Genomic DNA, 20,709 nt, shown 5'->3' on the forward strand with positions numbered 1-20,709 from the left:
CCTCAGGCTCCCTTTCTTCACCCTTATTTCTCTGCCGAAAAGCGCCACTCCGCGGCGGTCGACAGCGTCACAAAGGGCCCCGCAAGGGTGACATTGTGATGGCCAATGATGTCAGGCGCTGATAAACGTTCGTTATCCATGGTTGAGTGCGCATCCGAGATTAACACCGTCCGTAATCCCAGCGCCGATGCCGCTCGGCAGGTCGTGTCCACGCAGAATTCGGTTTTCATCCCGGCAATAACCAGCTGTTTTACGCCGGCCTGGGCGAGCTGATGCTCAAGGTCAGTTTGCTGGAAACAGGAGGGGTATTTTTTAATCAAAACGATATCCCGCTCGCAGTTAACCCCCATCTCAGGCAGCAGTTGGGTTAATGGACTTTGCGCGGAGAACGGAGAGTCGTCAGGTCCGGTATGGCGGGCAAAGAAGACTGGCACCTCAGCCTGTCTCGCTTTTTCAATCAGCAGGCAAACGTTCGCCAGAAGCGCATCGGCCTGATACGGGGAAACCGGGCCACGGAAAAGCCCCTGCTGCATATCGATAATTAACAGGGCATGTTCAGATGAAATCATGATGGGTCTCCATTCAGTCTGTCACGAACGGAGAAGACGCTCCCCGTCCACATTGGCGGGGAGTGAGGATCTGTTTGTCAGGAGCCGGTCACAGATACGCCCACACCACCGCAGGTTACGGTCGTGGTGGTGACGGTGGTGGTTGGCTGCACTGACGTAATCATTATCTGACCTTCACTTATTCTTTACAGATAAAACATAAGCGCCATTAAAACGGCTCTTTTCTTATAGCATTGAGCTGAGACGGATTGCAATTTATGCCTGAACAACGCAGCCGCTTTACGCAACCATTAACGGCTTACAATATAGGCGCGAAGGGTTTCGCCTGCTGAAAGAATATGTTTCACGGTATATGCCCGAGCCTCCTGTGGATTATTTTGCTGGCAGGCCATCAGGATCTGCTGATGCTCATCCTGGAATTTCAGCGTATCCGACAGCAGTCTGTTCTGAAAAAGCTCATATCTTTCAATCTGCTCGCGCAATTCACCGATCATCTTCAACAGGCGCTGATTGTTACACTTCCGATGCAGCAGTTCATGAAACTCCCGGTTATACCTCCCCTGCTGCTCGGGTTCAGAAGCGCTGCTCAGCAGCTGATGCACCAGCTCTGCCCGGGCAAGCGTTTCCGGGTCCATATTCTTCAGGCTATGAAAAATGGCTTCACCTTCCAGGAGTGCCCGCAGCTGATAAATTTCATCGACATCTGCGGCCGTCAGCGTTTTCACCACCGCGCCACGATTTCTGTAAATCTCAACCAGACCTTCGCGCTCAAGCTGCTGTATCGCTTCTCTCATTGGGATACGGCTGACAGAAAACTGGCAGGCCAGGTCGCGCTCTACAAGCCGGTCGCCATCTCGCAATACCCCCTTGTTGATTAAGATTTTTAACTCACTGGCAAGGATGTCGGCGGTCGAACGGGTAGCAGCGTTCATTTGGCTCTCTTTACATCATTCATAAATGGTATACCATTATGCCATTCTAGCCAACGTCATGACAACCTTGCGATTCTACCTGCAGCTTCGTTCAGGCAATGCACCTGGACGATACCGCAGTGAAGAAACTCATCCCTCTATAGAGAAAGGCAAACCAATGGAACACGCTTATACCAGTCACATCACATGGACCGGCAATCAGGGCACGGGTACCTCGGGTTACAAGGCTTATGCCCGAACCTGGGATATCGCGGTAAAGGGAAAAGAACCCATTCATTGTTCAAATGATCCATTACTGGGCGGCGATCCCGGCAAAATGAATCCGGAAGATCTCCTGCTCTCTTCTCTCTCTGCCTGTCACATGCTGTGGTACTTACATCTGGCCTCAGATGCCGGCATTACGGTCATGGAATATCAGGACTCGCCGGTGGCAACGGGTGAAGTATTAAAAGGGGGCGCGGGTCGCTTTATTTCTGCTACCCTCAGGCCGAAAATCACCGTATTACCAGGTACCGATCTCGACGCCGCCGCGGCCCTTCATCAGCAGATCCATCACGTCTGTTTTATCGCCCGCTCGGTCAATTTCCCGGTCAGCTACCAGCCTGAATTTATTATCTTGAACGCAGAGTAACTCGTTTCTGGCGCGGTCATCCGGCGCTCAGGAAATGTGGCTGGGGTATCCAACCTCAGCCACACTTCGCTGCACACCGAAGCATCCTGCTCTGGCCGTCATTAGACTGCAGGGAAATTCACCACGGAGCAGACTTATGATTGCGGTACTTTTTGAGGCCGACGCCTTACCGGAAGCACAGGAAAGATATCTTCAGCTGGCGGCCGGGCTGACGCCTTTGCTTTCAGACACGCCGGGGTTTATCGCCATCGATCGTTTTCAGAGCCTGAATTCACCCGGCAAAATCCTTTCGTTATCCTGGTGGGAAGATGAAGCATCGGTGGCCAACTGGCAGCAAAATGAGCGGCATCTGGCTGCCCAGCGCGAAGGCAAAGCATCGATTTTTTCATATTACAGAATACGCGTTGCCCGCGTGTTCCGGGATTACTCATCGGATCGGGGAGCACAGCCAGATGTATGATATTCACGTCATTCTCAGCAACACGCCGGGCTCGCTTGGCGCAATGGGTATAGCGCTGGGCAACAACGGTGTGGGTCTCGAAGGTGGTGGGGTATTCACCACGCCTGATGCCGGACATGCGCATTTTCTGGTGGAAGACGGTGAGACAGCCCGCAGGGTGCTGACCGAGGCCGGATTTACGGTCAGCGATGTATGCCGTCCTCTGATACGCAAGTTACCCCAGGAACGACCCGGGGAGCTGGGTGACATTGCCGACACCCTGGCCCGCAACGGTATTAATATTCTGGTACAGTACAGCGACCACCGTAACCGGCTCATTCTCCTTACCGATGATGACACCCGGGCAGCGGAAGTGACCAAAAAATGGGCCATACTTTCTGAATGAATCTCCTGAAAACGCAGCAAGACAGTGAGCCAGAGGCGGCGCTGGAAACCGCGATGGCGATGGTGGCCTCAGCCCTCTCTGACCCGTCAAGGGTCAGTATTCTCTGCGCGCTGATGGACGGGCGCGCATGGACGGCGACCGAGCTCAGCACGGTCGCCGAGGTCTCCGCCTCCACCACCAGCGGACATCTTGCCCGGCTGCTCAGCAACGGGCTGGTGGTGTGTCTCGCGCAGGGGCGCCACCGCTATTACCGCCTGGCGGGCCCGCATATCGCCGGGCTGCTGGAAAACCTGATGGGCGTCTCAATGCAGGCGCATAAGGCGCTGGCCACCAGCACGCCGGTTACGCTTCGCTACGCCCGCACCTGCTACGACCATCTGGCGGGCGAACTGGCGGTGAATATTTATGAGTCTATGCTGCAGGAAAAATGGCTGACGGCCGATGGGCAGTCCCTGACGTCAGCCGGTAAAACCCAGCTTGAAAGCCTGGGCGCAGTACTTAACGCTCGACCGCGACGTAAGCCTTGCTGCCCCTGTCTTGACTGGAGCGAAAGACGTTTTCATCTGGGAGGCGACGCCGGATCGGCGCTGATGGCGCTGTTTGAGCAGAAAGGATGGATCACCCGCACGCCGGGATATCGGGAAGTACAAGTGACGGATAGCGGCAAAGCAGCGCTGTCCCGGCTGTTTAATCTGAAGGTGAACGGATAGCCTGAGTTTAGGCTATATCACATTTTCGCCGAACGGAGCCTGTTTAAGCCGGTCGGGCCATCAGTAAGGCCCCTGGCGTTCAATCCATTCCCACTCGCGATCTCGCGGTAAACTGAGCTATCCCTGTCACGAGGTGCATGGCTTTGATGGACATTGTGTTGCGGGAAATCGGCGATGGCACCGCGCAGCGAGCGCCCGGCAAAATAATAGCCTGCATGCGATAAAAAAACGGGAGCCCATCGGCTCCCGCTTTTACTTAATCCACCAACGGGATTACATGTTCGCGATGATCGCGTCGCCAAACTCTGAACATTTCAGCAGTTTAGCGCCTTCCATCAGACGTTCGAAGTCATAGGTCACGGTCTTGGCGGCGATAGCGCCTTCCATGCCTTTGACGATCAGGTCTGCGGCTTCGAACCACTGCATGTGGCGCAGCAATACATTAGCCAAAAATATCTACTATATTGAATTCATTGGAAATATAAGCCCATACACTCTAAAATCGATACCGAACCATCCGCTAGTATCCCTTTGTTTTACAAATAGTTAATTTTAGTTTTGGGGAATGATTTTTGCTTCGCTATCAGCCTATGCTTCGAGCAGGAAAAATCAATCGAGCTTTTCAGCCATCAACACTGTGAAGAGCAGGACACTGTAAAAGGGAATTTATTTGAGGAGAACCAAAACCGAAGAACCCCACAGGAACATTTCTATGGGGCGGCATTGATATTATTGAACTGAGTATAAATCAATAGGTGTTACAAACAACACCATTACCCATAGGGTTGCAGGTTGTCGTAGTCATAGTCGGTACTGCTGGTTGCTGCTGCTGTTGCACTGCTTGTTGCTGCTGCATTTGCTGATTAGCCGCATTCAATCCATTCGTAAGACCTTGCATATCAGCGGCAGCGTAACAAGCCGCCTTATCACCGCTATCGCACATCGCCATTACCTGACCAACTGATTTAAAAGCATAACGACTGTTCCACATGCTATTGGGGTCATTTGTACAACCGCTGAGCACAACTAAAGAAACAGTCGCTATCATCAATAACTTAATTTTCATTTTTATTAAAACCTAAGGAATAGCCTAGAGAATGTAACTTAATGTAAATCGAATAAATTTGTAAAGTTGTGATCTGCATCAATATAAAATAATTCATCACGCTTCATTCATACACAACCTCATTCACTATAAAGTAGTTACCCAAAGTTATTACCTTATTACCAAGGCAACACTTATAAGCCGTTCTGAGGTGTCGGGGGCGGAGGTTCAAATCCTCTCGTACCGACCCAAAAACCCGGAGAAACCAGCCTTTTAAGGCTGGTTTTTTTATGCCTGCTTTTATGCGGGGAGTTAGTGGGGTGAAACGGGGGTGAAATCTTATCAATAACAACTACTCCGGGGCTATTTTCCTCCCTAATAAATGCTCAATTTTCTTTCTTCTATACTTTCAGTATGACTACTGGAGGTAACCATGTGCGGACGATTTGCCCAATCACAGACACGCGAAGAATATCTGGCTTACCTTGCCGAAGAAGCTGAGCGTGACATCGTCTATGATCCAGAACCAATCGGCCGGTACAATGTGGCGCCAGGGACTAAAGTTTTACTCCTGAGCGAACGCGACTAGCAGTTGCACCTCATCCCGGTTCACTGGGGTTATGCGCCAGGGTGGTGGGATAAACCGCCCTTGATTAATGCCAGGGTTGAGACCGCTGCCAACAGCAGGATGTTTAAATCCCTGTGGCAGCACGGTCGAGCGATCTGCTTTGCCGATGGATGGTTTGAATGGAAGCGAGAAGGAGACAAGAAGCAGCCCTATTTCATTCATCATGCTGATGGCCTGCCAATTTTCATGGCAGCGATCGGCAGCGTGCCTTTCGAGCGCGGGGATGAATCTGAGGGATTTTTGATTGTCACCGCTGCAGCCGATCAGGGTCTCGTCGATATTCACGACCGCCGGCCGCTGATCTTGGCGCCCGAAGCCGCGCGGGAATGGATGAGGCAGGATGTTGGAGGTAAAGAGGCTGAGGAAATAGCTGCCGACGGTTCCGTGTCAGCTGGCCATTTTACATGGCACCCTGTTTCTCATGCCGTTGGTAACCTGAAGAATCAGGGATCAGAATTGATAGCCCCAGTATAATAAAACAATTTAAGTCGTGTGTTTTACTATAAATAAAGTCATTCATTCAAAAACTTAAAAATAAAATCCGCATCTGGTTCGAAGTCTATTGTTGCTATTTTTAATCGACCATTATCATTAAAAAACATTCTAGCCCCATCACTACACAAAAGACATGGTAAAATATTAGCACTCCCTGTCCAAATTATTTTACCATCATCAAAATTAGTTGCGGTATCTTTTATAACCACAGTAATTTCGTTATTATCGCCATTAACTACCTCACATTCCAAGACATGCATTAATTCAAAATTCTTTGCCAAGAAACTAGGATGCATTACTGTATTATGTACATTAGCACCGTGACTGACGGTAGAGGGAAATTTTAACGCAATCAACCCATCCTCATTATCTATGCTTTTAGGTAGTCCTGACATTAGTATTTCCGACAATGCAGCGGTTAACTTGTAATCACTAGAGAATGTTGCGTGAATCCTACGTGTAAACAAAGCATCGATATACGCATAAAATACATCCTCATTGCTTTGAGAATCAAAATTAAATAATTCCTCATTTGTTGACAATGCTGCACTTACTGGATATTCAGTCTTATTAATCCACTGCCCAATATATATAACCTCACCAATTCCGCATCGACTCTCCTTTATGGCAGCCATTCTCGTTGACGCAGCATAAAAGCGAGCTTGTCCAGGAGGGTTACACCTTTGATAATTAATAACAATGGAGTTTGGCGGAGCTAAAATCTGATCAACCTTTGTAACTTTCTCACCCCCTGTCCTTCTAACATGATAAAGGGAATCGGCTCCAGACCGGCGTTGAACAAAAAACCTGAGTCCTTCAGTCATTTTTCTGAATAAAGTTTTTATATACTCATAATCTGCATCATCAAGATTCATTCTATTAATTTGTTTAATCATTCCATTTATTTCTAGCTTTGATAATTTCCTAGTCATCTCTGCACCTAATATTTTCGATCAGTTTTAGTTAATAACCTTATCATACGCATCATTCTATATACACAACAAGATATACAGTAACGATAATTTCAAACATTCAATAGGTATCCACGTATAGCAAACTAAAATCTGATCAGGTATTACCTAACAGAGAGTAAATCACTAAACCGTGTAGTATAGCGCGGCGAAAGCATTTCCCGCTTCATCTGCCAGGCAGTCTGGATCCCCTGCCCCGCAAAATAGAGCGTCCCCCTGCCATCCTTTGCATTGAGATGGTCGAGGACTTCCATTAACTTTTCGCTGTTCTGCCGCGGTGCGTTGTCATCAAAAAGATTCAGCTGTGCCACGCCCTGGCTGTAGAAATCCCCAAGCATCACGCCTGCTTTCTGGTAGCGATGCCCGTCTCGCCAGATTGCATCGAGACATTTTGTCGCCGCGGTGATGATGTCCCGGCTGTCCTGGGTCGGTGTAAGCAGCTTTACTGATGCATTGTTCCCGTAATACGGCTCGTTCAGCGCAAAGGGGCTGGTTTTCACGAACGCTGAGATGAACCGACAATACTGATGCTCGCCACGGAGTTTCTCAGCTGCGCGCGATGCGTAGCTGCATATCCCCTGCCTCATATCATGATATTCCGTGATACGTCCACCAAACGAACGGCTGCAAACGATTTCCTGCTTTACCGGCGCGAACTCCTCAAGACCGAGACATGGCTCTCCGCGCAGCTCCCGCACGGTTCGCTCCAGAACAACATTAAAATGCTTCCTGATAAAACGGATATCAGTATCCGCCAGCTGCAGCACAGTTTTAATCCCCATAGCCTCCAGTTTTTTACTGATACGGCGCCCAACGCCCCAAACCTCATCCACCGGCAGCAAAGCCATCAACTTCCTCTGCCTTTCAAGATTAGACAGATCCACCACGCCTCCGGTCTGCCGGTGCCACTGTTTCGCCGCATGATTGGCCAGCTTTGCCAGAGTTTTAGTCTGGGCTATGCCGACGCCAACCGTGAGGTGTGTCCTGCGCAGAACCGTCTCGCGAATTTCTCTGCCAAAATCGGTAAGATCTCGACAGTTACGAACACCAGTAAGATCGCAAAATGCCTCATCAATACTGTAAATTTCGCAGCGTGGAGAGAGTTCCTCCAGCGTTGTCATCACTCGGTTGGACATATCGGCATAAAGCTCATAGTTGCTGCTAAACGCGATAATACCGTGCCGGCGAAACATGTCCTTTTGCTTGAAATAAGGCTCACCCATTTTGACGAAGGGCTTCGCCTCTGGCGAGCGGGCGATCACACAGCCGTCGTTGTTTGACAGGACGACCACCGGACGCCCTTTCAGGTCAGGACGAAATACAGTCTCGCACGATGCATAAAATGAATTCACATCACAAAGCGCAAACATCTTAGCCAGCTGATTTAATGATGTACGTAACCACCCCGAACACGTCGAGAGTATCCTCGCTACCGACGACTATCGGCGAATATGCAGGGTTCATTGGGTTAAGCTGAACCCGCGGATGCAGCTGCAGCTTCTTAACGGTGAATTCCCCATCCACAGCAGCAATAACGATATCGCCATGAACTGCTGTTCTTGAGCTATCCACGACCAGAAGATCCCCTTCCCCTATGCCGGCGTCTTTCATGCTGTCGCCGGCGGCTTTGACAAAATACGTCGCACTGGGGTGGTTCACGAGCAACTCGTTCAGATCAATACGTTGCTCAACGTAATCCTGCGCTGGACTAGGAAAACCACATTGCACCAGGTCGCTGTACAACGGGAGCAGCATGATCTGACGTAACTCAAGGGGCGTGTAGAACTGCATAATAGACTCGCTCACATTAATACTGTTTTTATATACAGTAGTTTTAACAGGGCGACATATCAATATAGGTTCTGGCTATCAATTTACAGCATTGACGTAACGCATTGATGTAATGAGCAAGGTAAGTCTTCAAGTGTTTTCAGGCCTTAGCTGTTTGATGGTTTTGCGAACAGTTGCTCGATAACGCCGATCGCCTGGATAAGCTGGTCAATGGGCCTGCGGCCACCGTTCCCGTCCGGGCCGGGCAACCGCTGGACTCCTGGCGCCAGATCGTGACGATGATGCTTACACTGTCACTGATGCGCAGAGAGGGTCATAACAGGATGGCTCAAGTTGTACGCATGGTACTAATAGATGTTTTTAAAGAGGCTCAACATGCTGGTCACGTTCCGCCAGGATACAACCCTGCCCAGACAACGAAACAGCCACGAAATAAGATAAACAGACAAAGGCTATCTCTGGAGGAATGGGAGGCTATTTATACATCCGCCGAACAACAACAACCTTATTTACAATGTGGAATGTTGCTTGCCATTGTAACAGGGCAACGCCTCGGGGATATTTGCAATATGAAGTTTTCGGATGTATGGGATGATATGCTGCATATTGAGCAGGAGAAAACAGGAACTCGTTTAGCCATTCCCCTTTCTCTCAGAAATGTAGCGTTAAATATTACTCTGAGTGATGTTATTTCAAAATGTAGAGATGCTGCGGTGAGTCAATATCTTGTTCATTTTCGCCATAGCACCTCACAGGCTAGTCGTGGTGACCAAGTGTCAGCCAAAACACTTACTTCAACGTTCAAGAAAGCACGGGATAAAAGCGGTCTTACCTGGGAAGAGAGAACAGCGCCGACTTTCCATGAATAGAGATCTCTTTCCGAGCGCTTGTATCGTGAGCAAGGGATAGACACTCAGAAACTCTTAGGCCACAAAACAACGAAAATGACTGACAGATACAATGATGACCGCGGCAAAGAGTGGATCGTTGTTGGTAAAAAAGCAGTATGATCTTCAATCAGTTTTGGGGAAGAATTTTGGGGAAGCATCCGCATACTCCAAAAAAAACGGGAGCTCATCGGCTCCCGCTTTTACTTAATCCACCAACGGGATTACATGTTCGCGATAATCGCGTCGCCAAACTCTGAACATTTCAGCAGCTTAGCGCCTTCCATCAGACGTTCGAAGTCATAGGTCACGGTCTTGGCGGCGATAGCGCCTTCCATGCCTTTGACGATCAGGTCTGCGGCTTCGAACCACTGCATGTGGCGCAGCATCATCTCTGCGGACAGGATGATGGAGCCCGGGTTCACTTTGTCCTGGCCTGCATACTTCGGCGCAGTACCGTGAGTCGCTTCGAACAGCGCGCACTCGTCGCCGATGTTGGCGCCCGGGGCGATACCGATACCGCCAACCTGTGCCGCCAGCGCGTCAGAGATGTAGTCGCCGTTGAGGTTCATACAGGCGATAACGTCGTATTCCGCCGGACGCAGCAGGATCTGCTGCAGGAAGGCATCGGCGATCACGTCTTTTACCACGATCTCTTTGCCGGTGTTCGGGTTCTTGATTTTCACCCACGGGCCGCCGTCGATCAGCTCGCCGCCGAACTCTTCGCGAGCCAGCTGGTAGCCCCAGTCTTTGAACGCGCCTTCGGTGAACTTCATGATGTTGCCTTTGTGAACGATGGTCACAGAGTCACGATCGTTGGTGATCGCATACTCAATGGCTGCACGAACCAGGCGTTTGGTGCCTTCTTCAGAGCACGGCTTGATGCCGATGCCGCAATGTTCCGGGAAGCGAATTTTCTTCACGCCCATCTCATCGCGCAGGAATTTGATCACTTTGTCTGCTTCAGCAGAGTCGGCTTTCCACTCGATGCCAGCATAGATATCTTCGGAGTTTTCACGGAAGATAACCATGTCGGTCAGTTCCGGGTGCTTAACCGGGCTCGGAGTGCCCTGGTAGTAACGTACCGGACGCAGGCAAACGTAGAGATCCAGCTCCTGACGCAGCGCCACGTTCAGGGAACGAATGCCGCCGCCGACTGGGGTAGTCAGAGGACCTTTGATAGCAACGCGGTAGTCACGAATCAGATCGAGGGTTTCAGCTGGCAGCCAGACATCCTGGCCATAGACGTGGGTCGATTTCTCACCGGTGTAAACTTCCATCCAGGAAATTTTACGCTCGCCCTTATAGGCTTTCTCAACGGCGGCATCAACCACTTTCAGCATCGCTGGGGTAACGTCAACGCCGATACCGTCACCTTCAATGAACGGGATAATCGGATTATGAGGGACGTTCAGTTTGCCGTTTTGCAGGGTGATTTTTTGACCTTCCGCCGGAACTACTACTTTGCTTTCCATTAACCTCTCCTTCGAGCGCTTCTGGTTCTGCTCTTCCCTCTTCACGCGAGCCTGGTGTTGGCTGAGTCGGCCAGCTTCGGAGTACCGGGTCTTCCCGCTAACCGGAGCTATCGCGTCCGTGTCGCCTTCCTGCCTGTGTTGCGAATCGGTTTGAGCAATTTTTTGTTAATAATTTGTAATGAGCATGTCAATACTACCTGAATGTTTGCGTCCATGAAAGGCATTCGTAATTAGGCTATAATGCGGCAATTGATAGAGCCTGAAAATACCATGCAGAAAACTTCATTTAGAAAACATCGCGTTGAGCGATTCAGCACACAACAAGTCACCAGACAACGCAAAGAACGCCAGCCAAAAACTGTGATCTTGTTCAATAAACCCTATGATGTGTTGCCGCAATTTACCGACGAGGCCGGGCGCAGCACGCTGAAAGATTTTATTCCCGTGGCGGGCGTCTACGCCGCAGGTCGACTCGATCGCGACAGCGAAGGGCTGCTGGTGCTGACCAACGATGGCGCGCTGCAGGCCAAGCTGACCCAGCCGGGTAAACGCACCGGCAAGATCTACTACGTCCAGGTGGAAGGCGAACCCACCCCCGAGGCGCTGGCCGCTTTGCGCGACGGCGTCACCCTCAACGATGGCCCCACCCTGCCTGCCGGCGTAGAACTTGTGGAGGAGCCCGCCTGGCTGTGGCCGCGCAACCCGCCGATTCGTGAGCGCAAATCGATCCCCACCCGCTGGCTGAAGATCACGCTCTACGAGGGACGCAACCGTCAGGTGCGCCGGATGACCGCCCACGTCGGCTTCCCTACCCTGCGGCTGATCCGCTACGCTATGGGCGGCTACACCCTCGACGGGCTGGCCAACGGCGACTGGCGCAAAGCCGAATAACCGAAAAGGAAAAGCGATGTTTAAACCTCATGTCACTGTTGCCTGCGTGGTTCACGCCCAGGATAAATTTCTCATCGTCGAAGAGACCATTAACGGCAAAGCATTGTGGAACCAGCCGGCGGGCCATCTCGAGGCCAATGAAACGCTGCTGCAGGCCGCCGAACGTGAACTGTGGGAAGAGACCGGCATTCGCGCCACGCCGCAGCACTTCATCCGCATGCATCAGTGGCTGGCGCCCGATAACACCCCGTTTCTGCGCTTCCTGTTCGCCATCGAACTTAGCGATCTGTGCGCCACTGAACCGCACGACAGCGATATCGATCGCTGCCTGTGGCTCAGTGCTGAGGAAATTCTTAACGCGCCAAACCTGCGCTCGCCGCTGGTTGCCGAAAGCATTCGCTGCTACCTGCAGGACCCGCGCCAGCCGCTGTCGCTGATTGGCGCATTTAACTGGCCGTTCACAGGGGGTGAATGAACGGTGAGCGCGTGCTAGAATACGCCGCCTCGAAGTTCAATGTAGCGAGTATTTCCATGTCAGAAAGCCAGAAAAAAGTGATCGTCGGCATGTCCGGCGGCGTCGACTCCTCGGTCTCCGCGTACCTGCTGCTGCAGCAAGGGTATAAGGTGGAAGGCCTGTTCATGAAGAACTGGGAGGAAGACGACGGCGAGGAATACTGCACCGCCGCCGCCGACCTTGCCGATGCGCAAGCGGTCTGCGATAAGCTGGGCATTGAACTGCACACCGTTAACTTTGCCGCCGAATATTGGGATAACGTCTTTGAGCTCTTCCTGGAAGAGTACAAAGCCGGCCGCACGCCGAACCCGGATATTCTGTGCAATAAAGAGATCAAATTTAAAGCCTTCCTCGAGTTTGCCGCTGAAGACCTCGGCGCCGACTACATCGCCACCGGGCACTATGTGCGCCGCGCCGATGTCGACGGTAAAAGCCAGCTGCTGCGCGGTCTCGACGGCAACAAAGATCAGAGCTACTTCCTTTATACCCTCAGCCACGAGCAGATTGCCCAGAGCCTGTTCCCGGTGGGTGAGCTGGAAAAACCGCAGGTGCGTAAGATCGCCGAAGAGCTGGATCTGATCACCGCGAAGAAAAAAGATTCCACCGGCATCTGCTTTATCGGCGAGCGTAAATTCCGCGATTTCCTTGGCCGCTATCTGCCGGCGCAGCCGGGCAAAATCCTCACCGTCGACGGCGAGGAGATCGGCACCCATCAGGGGCTGATGTACCATACCCTGGGCCAGCGTAAAGGACTGGGTATCGGCGGCACCAAAGAGGGTAGCGAAGACCCATGGTACGTGGTCGATAAAGACGTTGAGAATAATATTCTTATCGTCGCCCAGGGCCATGACCACCCGCGCCTGATGTCCGTCGGCCTGATTGCCCAACAGCTGCACTGGGTTGACCGTGAACCGCTGCAGGGCACCCTGCGCTGCACGGTGAAAACCCGCTATCGCCAGACCGATATCCCCTGCACCGTTACCGCGCTGGATGAAGACCGTATCGAAGTCCGCTTCGATGAGCCGGTCGCGGCGGTGACCCCGGGCCAGTCCGCCGTGTTCTATTTGGGTGAAGTGTGCCTCGGCGGCGGAATTATTGAACAACGACTGCCTCTGCAGTCCTGAACGCGCGTTATTTCCGCCGGGACGAACCGCCCCGGCGGCTGACAAGGAGTATGTGTGGCGAAGAATTACTATGACATCACCCTGGCGCTGGCTGGCGTTTGCCAGGCGGCGCGACTGGTTCAGCAACTGGCGCATCAGGGACATTGCGACAGCGATGCCCTGCATGTGTCGCTGAACAGCATCATCGACCTCGATCCCGAGTCGACGCTGGCGGTGTTCGGTGGCAGTGAAGCCAATCTTCGCCTCGGCCTTGAAACGCTGCTCGGGGTGCTCAATACCAGCAGCCGTCAGGGCCTCAATGCGGAACTCACCCGCTATACCCTGAGCCTGATGGTGCTGGAGCGCAAGCTCGCCGCCAGTAAAGGGGCGATGGACACGCTCGGCAACCGCATCGCCGGCCTGCACCGTCAGCTGGAGCACTTTGACCTGCAGTCCGAAACGCTGCTCAGCGCCATGGCGGGCATCTATGTCGATGTGATAAGCCCGCTGGGCCCGCGTATTCAGGTGACCGGCTCCCCTGCCGTGCTGCAAAGCCCGCAGGTGCAGGCGAAAGTTCGCTCAGCGCTGCTGGCGGGGATTCGCGCCGCGGTGCTCTGGCATCAGGTGGGCGGCGGACGTCTGCAGCTTATGTTTTCCCGTAATCGTCTGGTTAACCAGGCAAAGCAAATTCTTGCTCATTTAACCCCGGAGTTGTGATCTATGGAATTATCCTCACTGACCGCCGTTTCCCCTGTAGACGGCCGCTACGGCGATAAAGTCAGCGCGCTGCGCGGTATCTTCAGCGAATTCGGTTTGCTGAAATTCCGCGTTCAGGTGGAAGTACGTTGGCTGCAAAAACTGGCCGCCCACGCAGCGATCAAGGAAGTTCCTGCTTTTGCTGCCGACGCAAACGGTTTCCTTGACAAAATCGTCGCCGATTTCAGCGTCGAAGACGCCGAGCGCATCAAAACCATCGAGCGCACCACTAACCACGACGTGAAAGCGGTAGAGTACTTTCTGAAAGAGAAAGTCGCTGACGTCGCCGAACTGCACGCCGTGTCGGAGTTTATTCACTTCGCCTGTACGTCCGAAGACATCAATAACCTCTCCCACGCGCTGATGCTGAAAACCGCCCGCGACGAAGTGGTTCTGCCTTACTGGCGCAAGCTGATTGACGCGGTAAAAGATCTGGCGACCCAGTACCGCGATGTACCGCTGCTCTCCCGTACCCACGGCCAGCCGGCGACGCCGTCCACCATGGGTAAAGAGATGGCGAACGTCGCCTACCGTATGGAGCGCCAGTACCGTCAGCTAAACCAGGTGGAAATCCTCGGAAAAATCAACGGCGCGGTGGGTAACTACAACGCCCACATCGCCGCCTACCCGGAAGTCGACTGGCATCAGTTCAGCGAAGAGTTTGTCACTTCGCTGGGCATTCAGTGGAACCCGTACACCACGCAGATCGAGCCGCATGACTATATCGCTGAGCTGTTTGACTGCATCGCGCGCTTCAACACCATTCTGATCGACTTCGATCGCGACGTGTGGGGCTACATCGCGCTCAACCACTTCAAACAGAAGACCATCGCCGGGGAAATCGGCTCCTCCACCATGCCGCACAAGGTGAACCCGATTGACTTCGAAAACTCCGAAGGCAACCTCGGCCTGGCCAATGCGGTCATGCAGCACCTGGCCAGCAAACTGCCGGTTTCCCGCTGGCAGCGCGACCTGACCGACTCCACCGTCCTGCGTAACCTCGGCGTGGGCATCGGCTATGCGCTGATCGCCTATCAGTCCACCCTCAAAGGGATCAGCAAGCTGGAGCTGAACCAGGATCGCCTGCTGGACGAACTGGATCACAACTGGGAAGTACTGGCTGAGCCGATCCAGACCGTGATGCGTCGTTACGGTATCGAAAAACCGTACGAGAAGCTGAAAGAGCTGACCCGCGGCAAACGCGTTGACGCGGAAGGGATGAAGCAGTTTATTGACAGCCTCGCCCTGCCGGAAGAGGAAAAAGTGCGTCTCAAAGCGATGACCCCGGCCAACTATATCGGTCGGGCAACCACCATGGTTGACGAGCTGAAGTAATCGCCCTGCCCCTCTTTCCGCCGGAAAGAGGGGCGTTTTATCGCCGGAAGGCGATCAGATCCAGACGTCGTTCACCGCCGTCCGCTCGCCGCCCTCGTGGCCGGTATTCAGCACCCCGCGCGGTTCAATCAGCAGCAGCTTCGCTTCCATCTCCGCCGAGGTCTTATGTTCCACCCCGCGCGGCACGACGATCATCTCCCCGGCCTTCACCAGCACATGTCCGTCGCGGAAGTCCACGCGCAATACCCCCTCCACCACCATCAGCGTCTCATCGGTTTCCGGATGGCTGTGCCAGATAAAGTCGCCGGCGATGCGCACGATCTTGAACTGATAGTCGTTCATTTCGGCCACCACTTTGGGCTGCCATTGTTCGCTGAACAGGGAAAATTTATGAGCAAGATTAACGAGTTGATACATAGGCTGTCTCCTTGTGATAAAGGCAGTCAGCATAGTTCGCCGCGCCGCGGTCACGCTTGAACGATTGTGCAACCTGCGCCGCCTTAGCCGCGGATCGCCCGCAGCCAGCGCCCCGGAGAGAGGCCAAAGCGGCTGATAAACTGGCGCGTCATGTGGCTCTGGTCGGCAAAGCCCGCCTCGGCGGCAATATCCACCAGACGCTCCCCGGCGCGCATCCGCTGGCGACAAAAATCAAGCCGGCGCATCATGACGTATCGCCACGGACTGGTGCCATACAGCGTTCTGAAATCGCGGCTCAGGCTCCAGCGGTCCCGGCCGCTGACCTGCGACAGGATGTCGAGGGTCATATCCTGCATAAAACAGGCATGGATATACTCCCGGGCCCTCTCCGCCGCCTGATAATCAAACGCCTGGCGACGGGAACGCTGCCCGCCGACCACGGCCAGGGTCTGCGCCAGGTCGTACAGGGCGTCCTCTTCCTCCAGCGGCTCGAAGGTAGCCGTGACCGCTTTCAACAACGGTTGCGCGGCGCGACGTAGCCGTGGATCCGCCGACAAGCCGCCGGGGATAAACGGCAATGGCCTGCCGCCGAGTATCTTCTGGATCAGCGCGGGTTCGATATAGGCCATGCGGTAGTGAAACCCCGCCTCGGTGCCCGCCTCGCCATCGTGTATTTCGTCCGGGTGAAGGACCATCGTCCCGCCGGGCAGACTGTGCTGTAGCCCGCCGCGATAGTGAAAGCTCTGCACGCCGGCGATCGTCTGGCCGATGGCGTAGGTGTCATGCCGGTGCGGCTCATAGCCGTGGCCGCCGAAGAAGGCTTCGATGCGCTCCGTCCGACTGGGCGACTGCGCCAGCCTGACCCAGTCCGCGCTCTGCTGCTGAGACATAATGGATAACCTGCGGCGTCATTGAGGGATAATTCCAGCACTATTACACAAAAAATTAACATCACCAACCCGCCGCTGCCCGCGCCCTGCCGCTGGGCGTTTGCTGAAAATACGCATAGAATGAAGGAGTTCCATGCCCGTGCGCAAAAGGCGCCGCCCAACGCCGACCTGCCCGGCGATGCTGCACGCCGTTTGTATAAAAAGCTTTATTTAACAGCTGTTTATATTTTGCGTATATAATAAGCGTCAGACTACTTTCGAAATTGCAAGGGAGAACAGCCATGCGCGTACTCGTGGTTGAGGATAATGCCCTGCTGCGTCACCACCTCAAAGTTCAGCTACAGGAGCTGGGCCATCAGGTCGATGCCGCAGAGGATGCCAAGGAAGCGGATTACTATCTGGGCGAACATCTCCCGGATATCGCCATCGTCGATCTCGGTCTGCCGGACGAAGATGGATTATCGTTGATCCGCCGCTGGCGCAGCCACGACGTGTCACTGCCGGTGCTGGTGCTTACCGCCCGCGAAGGTTGGCAGGATAAAGTCGAAGTGCTGAGCGCCGGGGCGGATGATTACGTCACCAAGCCTTTCCATATTGAAGAGGTTGCCGCCCGCATGCAGGCGCTGCTGCGCCGCAACAGCGGCCTGGCCTCGCAGGTGATCTCTCTGCCGCCGTTCCAGGTCGACCTCTCGCGGCGCGAGCTGTCGGTGAACGACCAGCCGATCAAGCTGACGGCTTTTGAGTACACCATTATGGAAACCCTGATCCGCAATCGCGGCAAAGTGGTCAGTAAGGATTCGCTGATGCTCCAGCTTTACCCGGATGCCGAACTGCGTGAAAGCCATACCATCGACGTGCTGATGGGCCGGCTGCGTAAGAAAATTCAGGCTGAATACCCGCAGGACGTCATCACTACGGTGCGCGGCCAGGGCTATCTGTTCGAACTGCGCTGATGAAGGGACTGTTACGGCATATTTTCCCGCTGTCGTTACGGGTTCGCTTCCTGCTGGCGACCGCCGGGGTGGTGCTGGTGCTCTCCCTGGCTTATGGCATGGTGGCGCTGGTGGGCTACAGCGTCAGCTTCGATAAAACCACCTTCCGTCTGCTGCGCGGCGAGAGCAATCTCTTTTATATGCTGGCCAAATGGGAGAACGGCGCCATTGACGTCGATATCCCGGAAAATCTGAATATGGAAAGCCCGACGGTGACCCTTATTTACGATGAGAAGGGCAAACTGCTGTGGGCGCAGCGCGATGTTCCCTGGCTGACAAAACGCATTCAACCGGATTGGCTGAAACGCAATGGCTTCCATGAAATTGAAGCCGATGTCGACAGCAGCAGTATGCTGTTGCGCAATAACCATGAGGTTCAGGAACAGCTGGACGCCATCCGCGAACAGGGCGACGATTCGGAGATGACCCACTCGGTGGCGATCAACTTCTACCCGGCCACCAGCAAAATGCCCCAGCTCAGTATCGTGGTGGTCGACACGATCCCGGTGGAGCTTAAGCGCAGCTATATGGTGTGGAGCTGGTTTATCTACGTGCTGGCCGCCAACCTGTTGCTGGTGATCCCCCTCCTGTGGGTCGCCGCCTGGTGGAGCCTGCGCCCCATCGAGTCGCTGGCCAAAGAGGTGCGCGAACTGGAGGAACATCACCGCGAGAAGCTCAATCCCAACACCACCCGCGAGCTGACCCGGCTGGTCAGCAACCTTAACCGGCTGGTTCGCAGCGAGCGTGAACGCTATGACAAATACCGCACCACCCTCACCGATCTCACCCACAGCCTGAAAACGCCGCTGGCGGTGATGCAGAGCACGTTGCGCTCGCTGCGCGGCGAGAAGATCAGCGTCGACGAGGCGGAGCCGGTGATGCTGGAGCAGATCAGCCGTATTTCGCAGCAGATTGGTTACTATCTGCATCGCGCCAGCATGCGCAGCGGCGGCACCTTGCTGAGCCGGGAGCTGCACCCGATCGCCCCCCTGCTCGACAGCCTGACCTCCGCCCTCAATAAGGTTTATCAGCGCAAGGGGGTCAATATCTCGCTCGACATCTCGCCGGAGATCAGTTTTGTCGGCGAGCAGAACGATTTTATGGAAGTGATGGGTAACGTTCTCGATAACGCCTGTAAGTACTGTCTGGAGTTCGTGGAGGTTTCCGTGCGCCAGACCACCGACAGCCATCTGCACATTCTGGTGGAAGACGATGGGCCGGGGATCCCGCCGAGCCAGCGCCGCGCTGTCTTCGACCGCGGTCAGCGGGCGGATACTCTGCGTCCCGGACAGGGGGTGGGGCTCTCCGTCGCCCGGGAAATCGTCGAACAATATGACGGGGAGATCATCGCCGGCGAGAGCCTGCTCGGCGGCGCCTGCATGGAGGTGGTGTTTGGCCGCCAGCTGATGGAAGATAAAGAGAGTTAATCGTTGAGTTTTTTCACGGCGCCTGCATCGCCGGGGCGCCGCATCCGTTATAATCCCTGTCAGACACCTGCAGTGGAATATCAATATGGATTATCAATTAACGCTTAACTGGCCCGACTTTATCGAACGCTACTGGCAAAAACGGCCGGTGGTACTGAAGCGCGGCTTCGCCAATTTTATCGACCCGCTGAGCCCGGACGAACTGGCTGGACTGGCCATGGAGAGCGAGGTCGATAGCCGCCTTGTCAGCCATCAGGATGGAAAATGGCAGGTCAGTCACGGTCCCTTCGAAAGCTACGATCACCTGAGCGAAAACAACTGGTCCCTGCTGGTACAGGCGGTTAACCACTGGCATGAGCCGTCGGCGGCGCTGATGCACCCGTTCCGCGCCCTGCCGGACTGGCGTATCGACGACCTGATGATCTCCTTCTCTGTACCGGGCGGCGGCGTCGGCCCGCATCTGGATCAGTATGATGTGTTTATCATCCAGGGCACTGGCCGTCGGCGCTGGCGCGTCGGGGAAAAAGTGCCGATGAAACAGCACTGCCCGCATCCGGACCTGCTGCAGGTTGACCCCTTCGAGGCGATCATCGATGAAGAGATGGAGCCGGGCGATATTCTCTATATTCCGCCAGGATTCCCGCATGAGGGATATTCGCTGGAAAATTCGCTGAACTATTCGGTCGGCTATCGCGCGCCGAATGCCCGCGAGCTGTTCAGCGGCTTTGCCGACTACGTTCTCCAGCGCGAACTGGGCAGCCAGCGCTACGCCGATCCGGACGTGCCCTCCCGCGACCATCCGGCGGATATTTTACCGGCCGAACTCGACCGCCTGCGCGAGATGATGCTGGGGCTGATTAACCAACCGGAGCACTTTAAGCAGTGGTTCGGCGAGTTTATCACTCAGTCGCGTCATGAGCTCGACGTCGCGCCGCCGGAGCCGCCGTATCAGCCCGATGAAATTTACGATGCCCTGCAGCAGGGCGATACCCTGGAACGCTTGGGCGGCCTGCGGGTGCTGCGCATTGACGGCGAGGTGTTCGTCAATGGCGAGAAGATCAACTCTCCGCACCGCCCGGCGCTGGACGCCTTAGCCACCCACCTGACGCTGCGCGCAGACCATTTTGGCGATGCGCTGGAAGATCCCTCTTTCCTCGCCATGCTGGCGGCGCTGGTCAACAGCGGCTACTGGTTCTTTGGCGACTGAGTGCCATCCGGCACGAAGACAGGCACCCGCTCTGCTGTTGACCGCCCGGCGGCGCTGCGCTTGCCGGGCCTACGGGGTCAGCAGTCACCGGTTGGGCCGTAGGCCGGATAAGGCGTTAGCCGCCATCCGGCACGAAGACAGGCACCCGCTCTGCTGTTGACCGCCCGGCGGCGCTGCGCTTGCCGGGCCTACGGGTTC

Annotated in this window: 22 protein-coding genes and 3 pseudogenes; 15 read left to right on the forward strand and 10 right to left on the reverse strand. The window is 54.4% G+C overall.

The genetic code is table 11. The features are described 5' to 3' along the window. Positions 1-23 precede the first annotated feature (23 nt). Entirely contained in the window at positions 24-569 is a 546-nt protein-coding gene (locus ABLV04_RS23965; RefSeq protein ID WP_023289210.1) for a cysteine hydrolase family protein, read from the reverse strand. 290 nt (positions 570-859) lie between these two features. Continuing rightward, a complete protein-coding gene (locus ABLV04_RS23970; RefSeq protein ID WP_348816254.1) occupies positions 860-1,501 on the reverse strand; it encodes a GntR family transcriptional regulator in 642 nt (213 codons plus the stop codon). Positions 1,502-1,658: 157 nt separating this feature from the next. On the opposite strand from ABLV04_RS23970, the gene ABLV04_RS23975 reads away from it, so the two are divergent. From ABLV04_RS23975 to ABLV04_RS23990, 4 genes are all read left to right on the forward strand, one after another. Further along, on the forward strand, positions 1,659-2,132 hold the full coding sequence (locus ABLV04_RS23975) for an OsmC family protein (protein ID WP_147733747.1): 474 nt from the start codon (positions 1,659-1,661) through the stop codon (positions 2,130-2,132). A gap of 136 nt (positions 2,133-2,268) precedes the next feature. Continuing rightward, a complete protein-coding gene (locus ABLV04_RS23980; protein ID WP_147733746.1) occupies positions 2,269-2,592 on the forward strand; it encodes an antibiotic biosynthesis monooxygenase in 324 nt (107 codons plus the stop codon). Then, positions 2,585-2,977, forward strand: coding sequence for an amino acid-binding protein (locus tag ABLV04_RS23985; protein WP_017899009.1), 393 nt, complete (start codon positions 2,585-2,587; stop codon positions 2,975-2,977). Before ABLV04_RS23980 ends, ABLV04_RS23985 begins: the two co-directional genes overlap by 8 nt. Beyond that, positions 2,974-3,687, forward strand: coding sequence for a winged helix-turn-helix domain-containing protein (locus tag ABLV04_RS23990; protein WP_147733745.1), 714 nt, complete (start codon positions 2,974-2,976; stop codon positions 3,685-3,687). Before ABLV04_RS23985 ends, ABLV04_RS23990 begins: the two co-directional genes overlap by 4 nt. Positions 3,688-3,960: 273 nt before the next feature. On the opposite strand, the pseudogene ABLV04_RS23995 reads toward ABLV04_RS23990, so the two are convergent. Continuing rightward, positions 3,961-4,128: pseudogene (locus tag ABLV04_RS23995) on the reverse strand (isocitrate/isopropylmalate family dehydrogenase); the annotation flags it as partial. Positions 4,129-4,435: 307 nt separating this feature from the next. Then, on the reverse strand, positions 4,436-4,753 hold the full coding sequence (locus tag ABLV04_RS24000; protein ID WP_074186659.1) for a hypothetical protein: 318 nt from the start codon (positions 4,751-4,753) through the stop codon (positions 4,436-4,438). A gap of 412 nt (positions 4,754-5,165) precedes the next feature. Here ABLV04_RS24000 and ABLV04_RS24005 point away from each other — a divergent pair. Continuing rightward, a pseudogene (locus ABLV04_RS24005) lies at positions 5,166-5,834 on the forward strand (SOS response-associated peptidase). Between the two features lie 38 nt (positions 5,835-5,872). Here ABLV04_RS24005 and ABLV04_RS24010 read toward each other — a convergent pair. The 3 genes from ABLV04_RS24010 to ABLV04_RS24020 all read right to left on the reverse strand — a co-directional run bounded on the left by ABLV04_RS24010 (position 5,873) and on the right by ABLV04_RS24020 (position 8,617). Then, complete coding sequence (locus ABLV04_RS24010) at positions 5,873-6,787, reverse strand: hypothetical protein (protein ID WP_147733744.1); 915 nt, start codon at positions 6,785-6,787, stop codon at positions 5,873-5,875. A gap of 143 nt (positions 6,788-6,930) precedes the next feature. Continuing rightward, positions 6,931-8,196 (reverse strand): Y-family DNA polymerase, encoded by a 1,266-nt coding sequence (locus ABLV04_RS24015; protein ID WP_147733743.1) that lies wholly within the window; start codon positions 8,194-8,196, stop codon positions 6,931-6,933. 1 nt (position 8,197) lies between these two features. Further along, positions 8,198-8,617, reverse strand: coding sequence for a translesion error-prone DNA polymerase V autoproteolytic subunit (locus ABLV04_RS24020; protein ID WP_023289199.1), 420 nt, complete (start codon positions 8,615-8,617; stop codon positions 8,198-8,200). A 299-nt stretch (positions 8,618-8,916) separates the two neighbouring features. Here ABLV04_RS24020 and ABLV04_RS24025 point away from each other — a divergent pair. Continuing rightward, positions 8,917-9,627: pseudogene (locus tag ABLV04_RS24025) on the forward strand (tyrosine-type recombinase/integrase); the annotation flags it as partial. A gap of 101 nt (positions 9,628-9,728) precedes the next feature. Here the strand turns inward: ABLV04_RS24025 and icd are convergent. Continuing rightward, a complete protein-coding gene (icd, locus tag ABLV04_RS24030; RefSeq protein WP_023289166.1) occupies positions 9,729-10,979 on the reverse strand; it encodes an NADP-dependent isocitrate dehydrogenase in 1,251 nt (416 codons plus the stop codon). Positions 10,980-11,219: 240 nt separating this feature from the next. On the opposite strand from icd, the gene rluE reads away from it, so the two are divergent. The 5 genes from rluE to purB are packed head-to-tail and all read left to right on the forward strand — an operon-like array spanning position 11,220 to position 15,578. Beyond that, positions 11,220-11,870 (forward strand): 23S rRNA pseudouridine(2457) synthase RluE, encoded by a 651-nt coding sequence (gene rluE, locus ABLV04_RS24035; RefSeq protein WP_032452457.1) that lies wholly within the window; start codon positions 11,220-11,222, stop codon positions 11,868-11,870. Between the two features lie 16 nt (positions 11,871-11,886). After that, the gene (locus ABLV04_RS24040; protein ID WP_004150802.1) at positions 11,887-12,345 is read left to right on the forward strand and encodes an NUDIX hydrolase; all 459 of its coding nucleotides are present in this window, start codon (positions 11,887-11,889) and stop codon (positions 12,343-12,345) included. 56 nt (positions 12,346-12,401) lie between these two features. Continuing rightward, positions 12,402-13,508, forward strand: coding sequence for a tRNA 2-thiouridine(34) synthase MnmA (gene mnmA, locus ABLV04_RS24045; protein WP_012542211.1), 1,107 nt, complete (start codon positions 12,402-12,404; stop codon positions 13,506-13,508). Positions 13,509-13,562: 54 nt separating this feature from the next. Continuing rightward, positions 13,563-14,204 carry a high frequency lysogenization protein HflD gene (gene hflD, locus ABLV04_RS24050; protein ID WP_004140557.1) on the forward strand — a complete coding sequence of 214 codons (642 nt, stop codon included), beginning with the start codon at positions 13,563-13,565 and terminating at the stop codon, positions 14,202-14,204. A gap of 3 nt (positions 14,205-14,207) precedes the next feature. Continuing rightward, positions 14,208-15,578: an adenylosuccinate lyase gene (purB, locus tag ABLV04_RS24055; RefSeq protein ID WP_004176557.1), complete on the forward strand. Its 1,371-nt coding sequence runs from the start codon at positions 14,208-14,210 to the stop codon at positions 15,576-15,578. Between the two features lie 54 nt (positions 15,579-15,632). Here purB and ABLV04_RS24060 read toward each other — a convergent pair whose 3' ends face one another. Together ABLV04_RS24060 and ABLV04_RS24065 are read right to left on the reverse strand one after the other, a co-directional pair. Further along, positions 15,633-15,995, reverse strand: a complete 363-nt coding sequence (locus ABLV04_RS24060) for a cupin domain-containing protein (protein WP_032452456.1) — start codon at positions 15,993-15,995, stop codon at positions 15,633-15,635. Between the two features lie 83 nt (positions 15,996-16,078). After that, on the reverse strand, positions 16,079-16,885 hold the full coding sequence (locus ABLV04_RS24065) for an AraC family transcriptional regulator (protein WP_023289162.1): 807 nt from the start codon (positions 16,883-16,885) through the stop codon (positions 16,079-16,081). Positions 16,886-16,906: 21 nt separating this feature from the next. Between ABLV04_RS24065 and ABLV04_RS24070 the strand changes: the two genes are divergently transcribed. The 4 genes from ABLV04_RS24070 to ABLV04_RS24085 all read left to right on the forward strand — a co-directional run bounded on the left by ABLV04_RS24070 (position 16,907) and on the right by ABLV04_RS24085 (position 20,511). Continuing rightward, on the forward strand, positions 16,907-17,125 hold the full coding sequence (locus ABLV04_RS24070; RefSeq protein ID WP_131729221.1) for a hypothetical protein: 219 nt from the start codon (positions 16,907-16,909) through the stop codon (positions 17,123-17,125). Positions 17,126-17,166: 41 nt separating this feature from the next. Then, positions 17,167-17,838, forward strand: coding sequence for a two-component system response regulator PhoP (phoP, locus tag ABLV04_RS24075; RefSeq protein ID WP_004206636.1), 672 nt, complete (start codon positions 17,167-17,169; stop codon positions 17,836-17,838). Next, entirely contained in the window at positions 17,838-19,304 is a 1,467-nt protein-coding gene (gene phoQ, locus ABLV04_RS24080; RefSeq protein WP_004206635.1) for a two-component system sensor histidine kinase PhoQ, read from the forward strand. The genes phoP and phoQ overlap by 1 nt, the downstream gene beginning before the upstream one ends. A gap of 85 nt (positions 19,305-19,389) precedes the next feature. Continuing rightward, a complete protein-coding gene (locus ABLV04_RS24085) occupies positions 19,390-20,511 on the forward strand; it encodes a cupin domain-containing protein (RefSeq protein WP_004206634.1) in 1,122 nt (373 codons plus the stop codon). The last annotated feature ends 198 nt before the right edge of the window (positions 20,512-20,709 follow it).

The organism is Klebsiella sp. JN_Kp127, from assembly GCF_040062505.1.
GTDB lineage: Bacteria > Pseudomonadota > Gammaproteobacteria > Enterobacterales > Enterobacteriaceae > Klebsiella > Klebsiella quasipneumoniae.

Coding starts and splice junctions, on each gene's coding strand:
- ABLV04_RS24040 (WP_004150802.1), top strand. CDS start 11,887: ATGTTTAAACCTCATGTCACTGTTGCCTGCGTGGTTCACGCCCAGGAT.
- ABLV04_RS24065 (WP_023289162.1), bottom strand. CDS start 16,885: ATGTCTCAGCAGCAGAGCGCGGACTGGGTCAGGCTGGCGCAGTCGCCC.
- purB (WP_004176557.1), top strand. CDS start 14,208: ATGGAATTATCCTCACTGACCGCCGTTTCCCCTGTAGACGGCCGCTAC.
- ABLV04_RS24060 (WP_032452456.1), bottom strand. CDS start 15,995: ATGTATCAACTCGTTAATCTTGCTCATAAATTTTCCCTGTTCAGCGAA.
- ABLV04_RS23975 (WP_147733747.1), top strand. CDS start 1,659: ATGGAACACGCTTATACCAGTCACATCACATGGACCGGCAATCAGGGC.
- ABLV04_RS24085 (WP_004206634.1), top strand. CDS start 19,390: ATGGATTATCAATTAACGCTTAACTGGCCCGACTTTATCGAACGCTAC.
- icd (WP_023289166.1), bottom strand. CDS start 10,979: ATGGAAAGCAAAGTAGTAGTTCCGGCGGAAGGTCAAAAAATCACCCTG.
- ABLV04_RS23965 (WP_023289210.1), bottom strand. CDS start 569: ATGATTTCATCTGAACATGCCCTGTTAATTATCGATATGCAGCAGGGG.
- phoQ (WP_004206635.1), top strand. CDS start 17,838: ATGAAGGGACTGTTACGGCATATTTTCCCGCTGTCGTTACGGGTTCGC.
- ABLV04_RS23990 (WP_147733745.1), top strand. CDS start 2,974: ATGAATCTCCTGAAAACGCAGCAAGACAGTGAGCCAGAGGCGGCGCTG.
- ABLV04_RS24010 (WP_147733744.1), bottom strand. CDS start 6,787: ATGACTAGGAAATTATCAAAGCTAGAAATAAATGGAATGATTAAACAA.
- rluE (WP_032452457.1), top strand. CDS start 11,220: ATGCGGCAATTGATAGAGCCTGAAAATACCATGCAGAAAACTTCATTT.
- mnmA (WP_012542211.1), top strand. CDS start 12,402: ATGTCAGAAAGCCAGAAAAAAGTGATCGTCGGCATGTCCGGCGGCGTC.
- ABLV04_RS23980 (WP_147733746.1), top strand. CDS start 2,269: ATGATTGCGGTACTTTTTGAGGCCGACGCCTTACCGGAAGCACAGGAA.
- ABLV04_RS23970 (WP_348816254.1), bottom strand. CDS start 1,501: ATGAACGCTGCTACCCGTTCGACCGCCGACATCCTTGCCAGTGAGTTA.
- ABLV04_RS24015 (WP_147733743.1), bottom strand. CDS start 8,196: ATGTTTGCGCTTTGTGATGTGAATTCATTTTATGCATCGTGCGAGACT.
- phoP (WP_004206636.1), top strand. CDS start 17,167: ATGCGCGTACTCGTGGTTGAGGATAATGCCCTGCTGCGTCACCACCTC.
- ABLV04_RS23985 (WP_017899009.1), top strand. CDS start 2,585: ATGTATGATATTCACGTCATTCTCAGCAACACGCCGGGCTCGCTTGGC.
- ABLV04_RS24020 (WP_023289199.1), bottom strand. CDS start 8,617: ATGCAGTTCTACACGCCCCTTGAGTTACGTCAGATCATGCTGCTCCCG.
- ABLV04_RS24000 (WP_074186659.1), bottom strand. CDS start 4,753: ATGAAAATTAAGTTATTGATGATAGCGACTGTTTCTTTAGTTGTGCTC.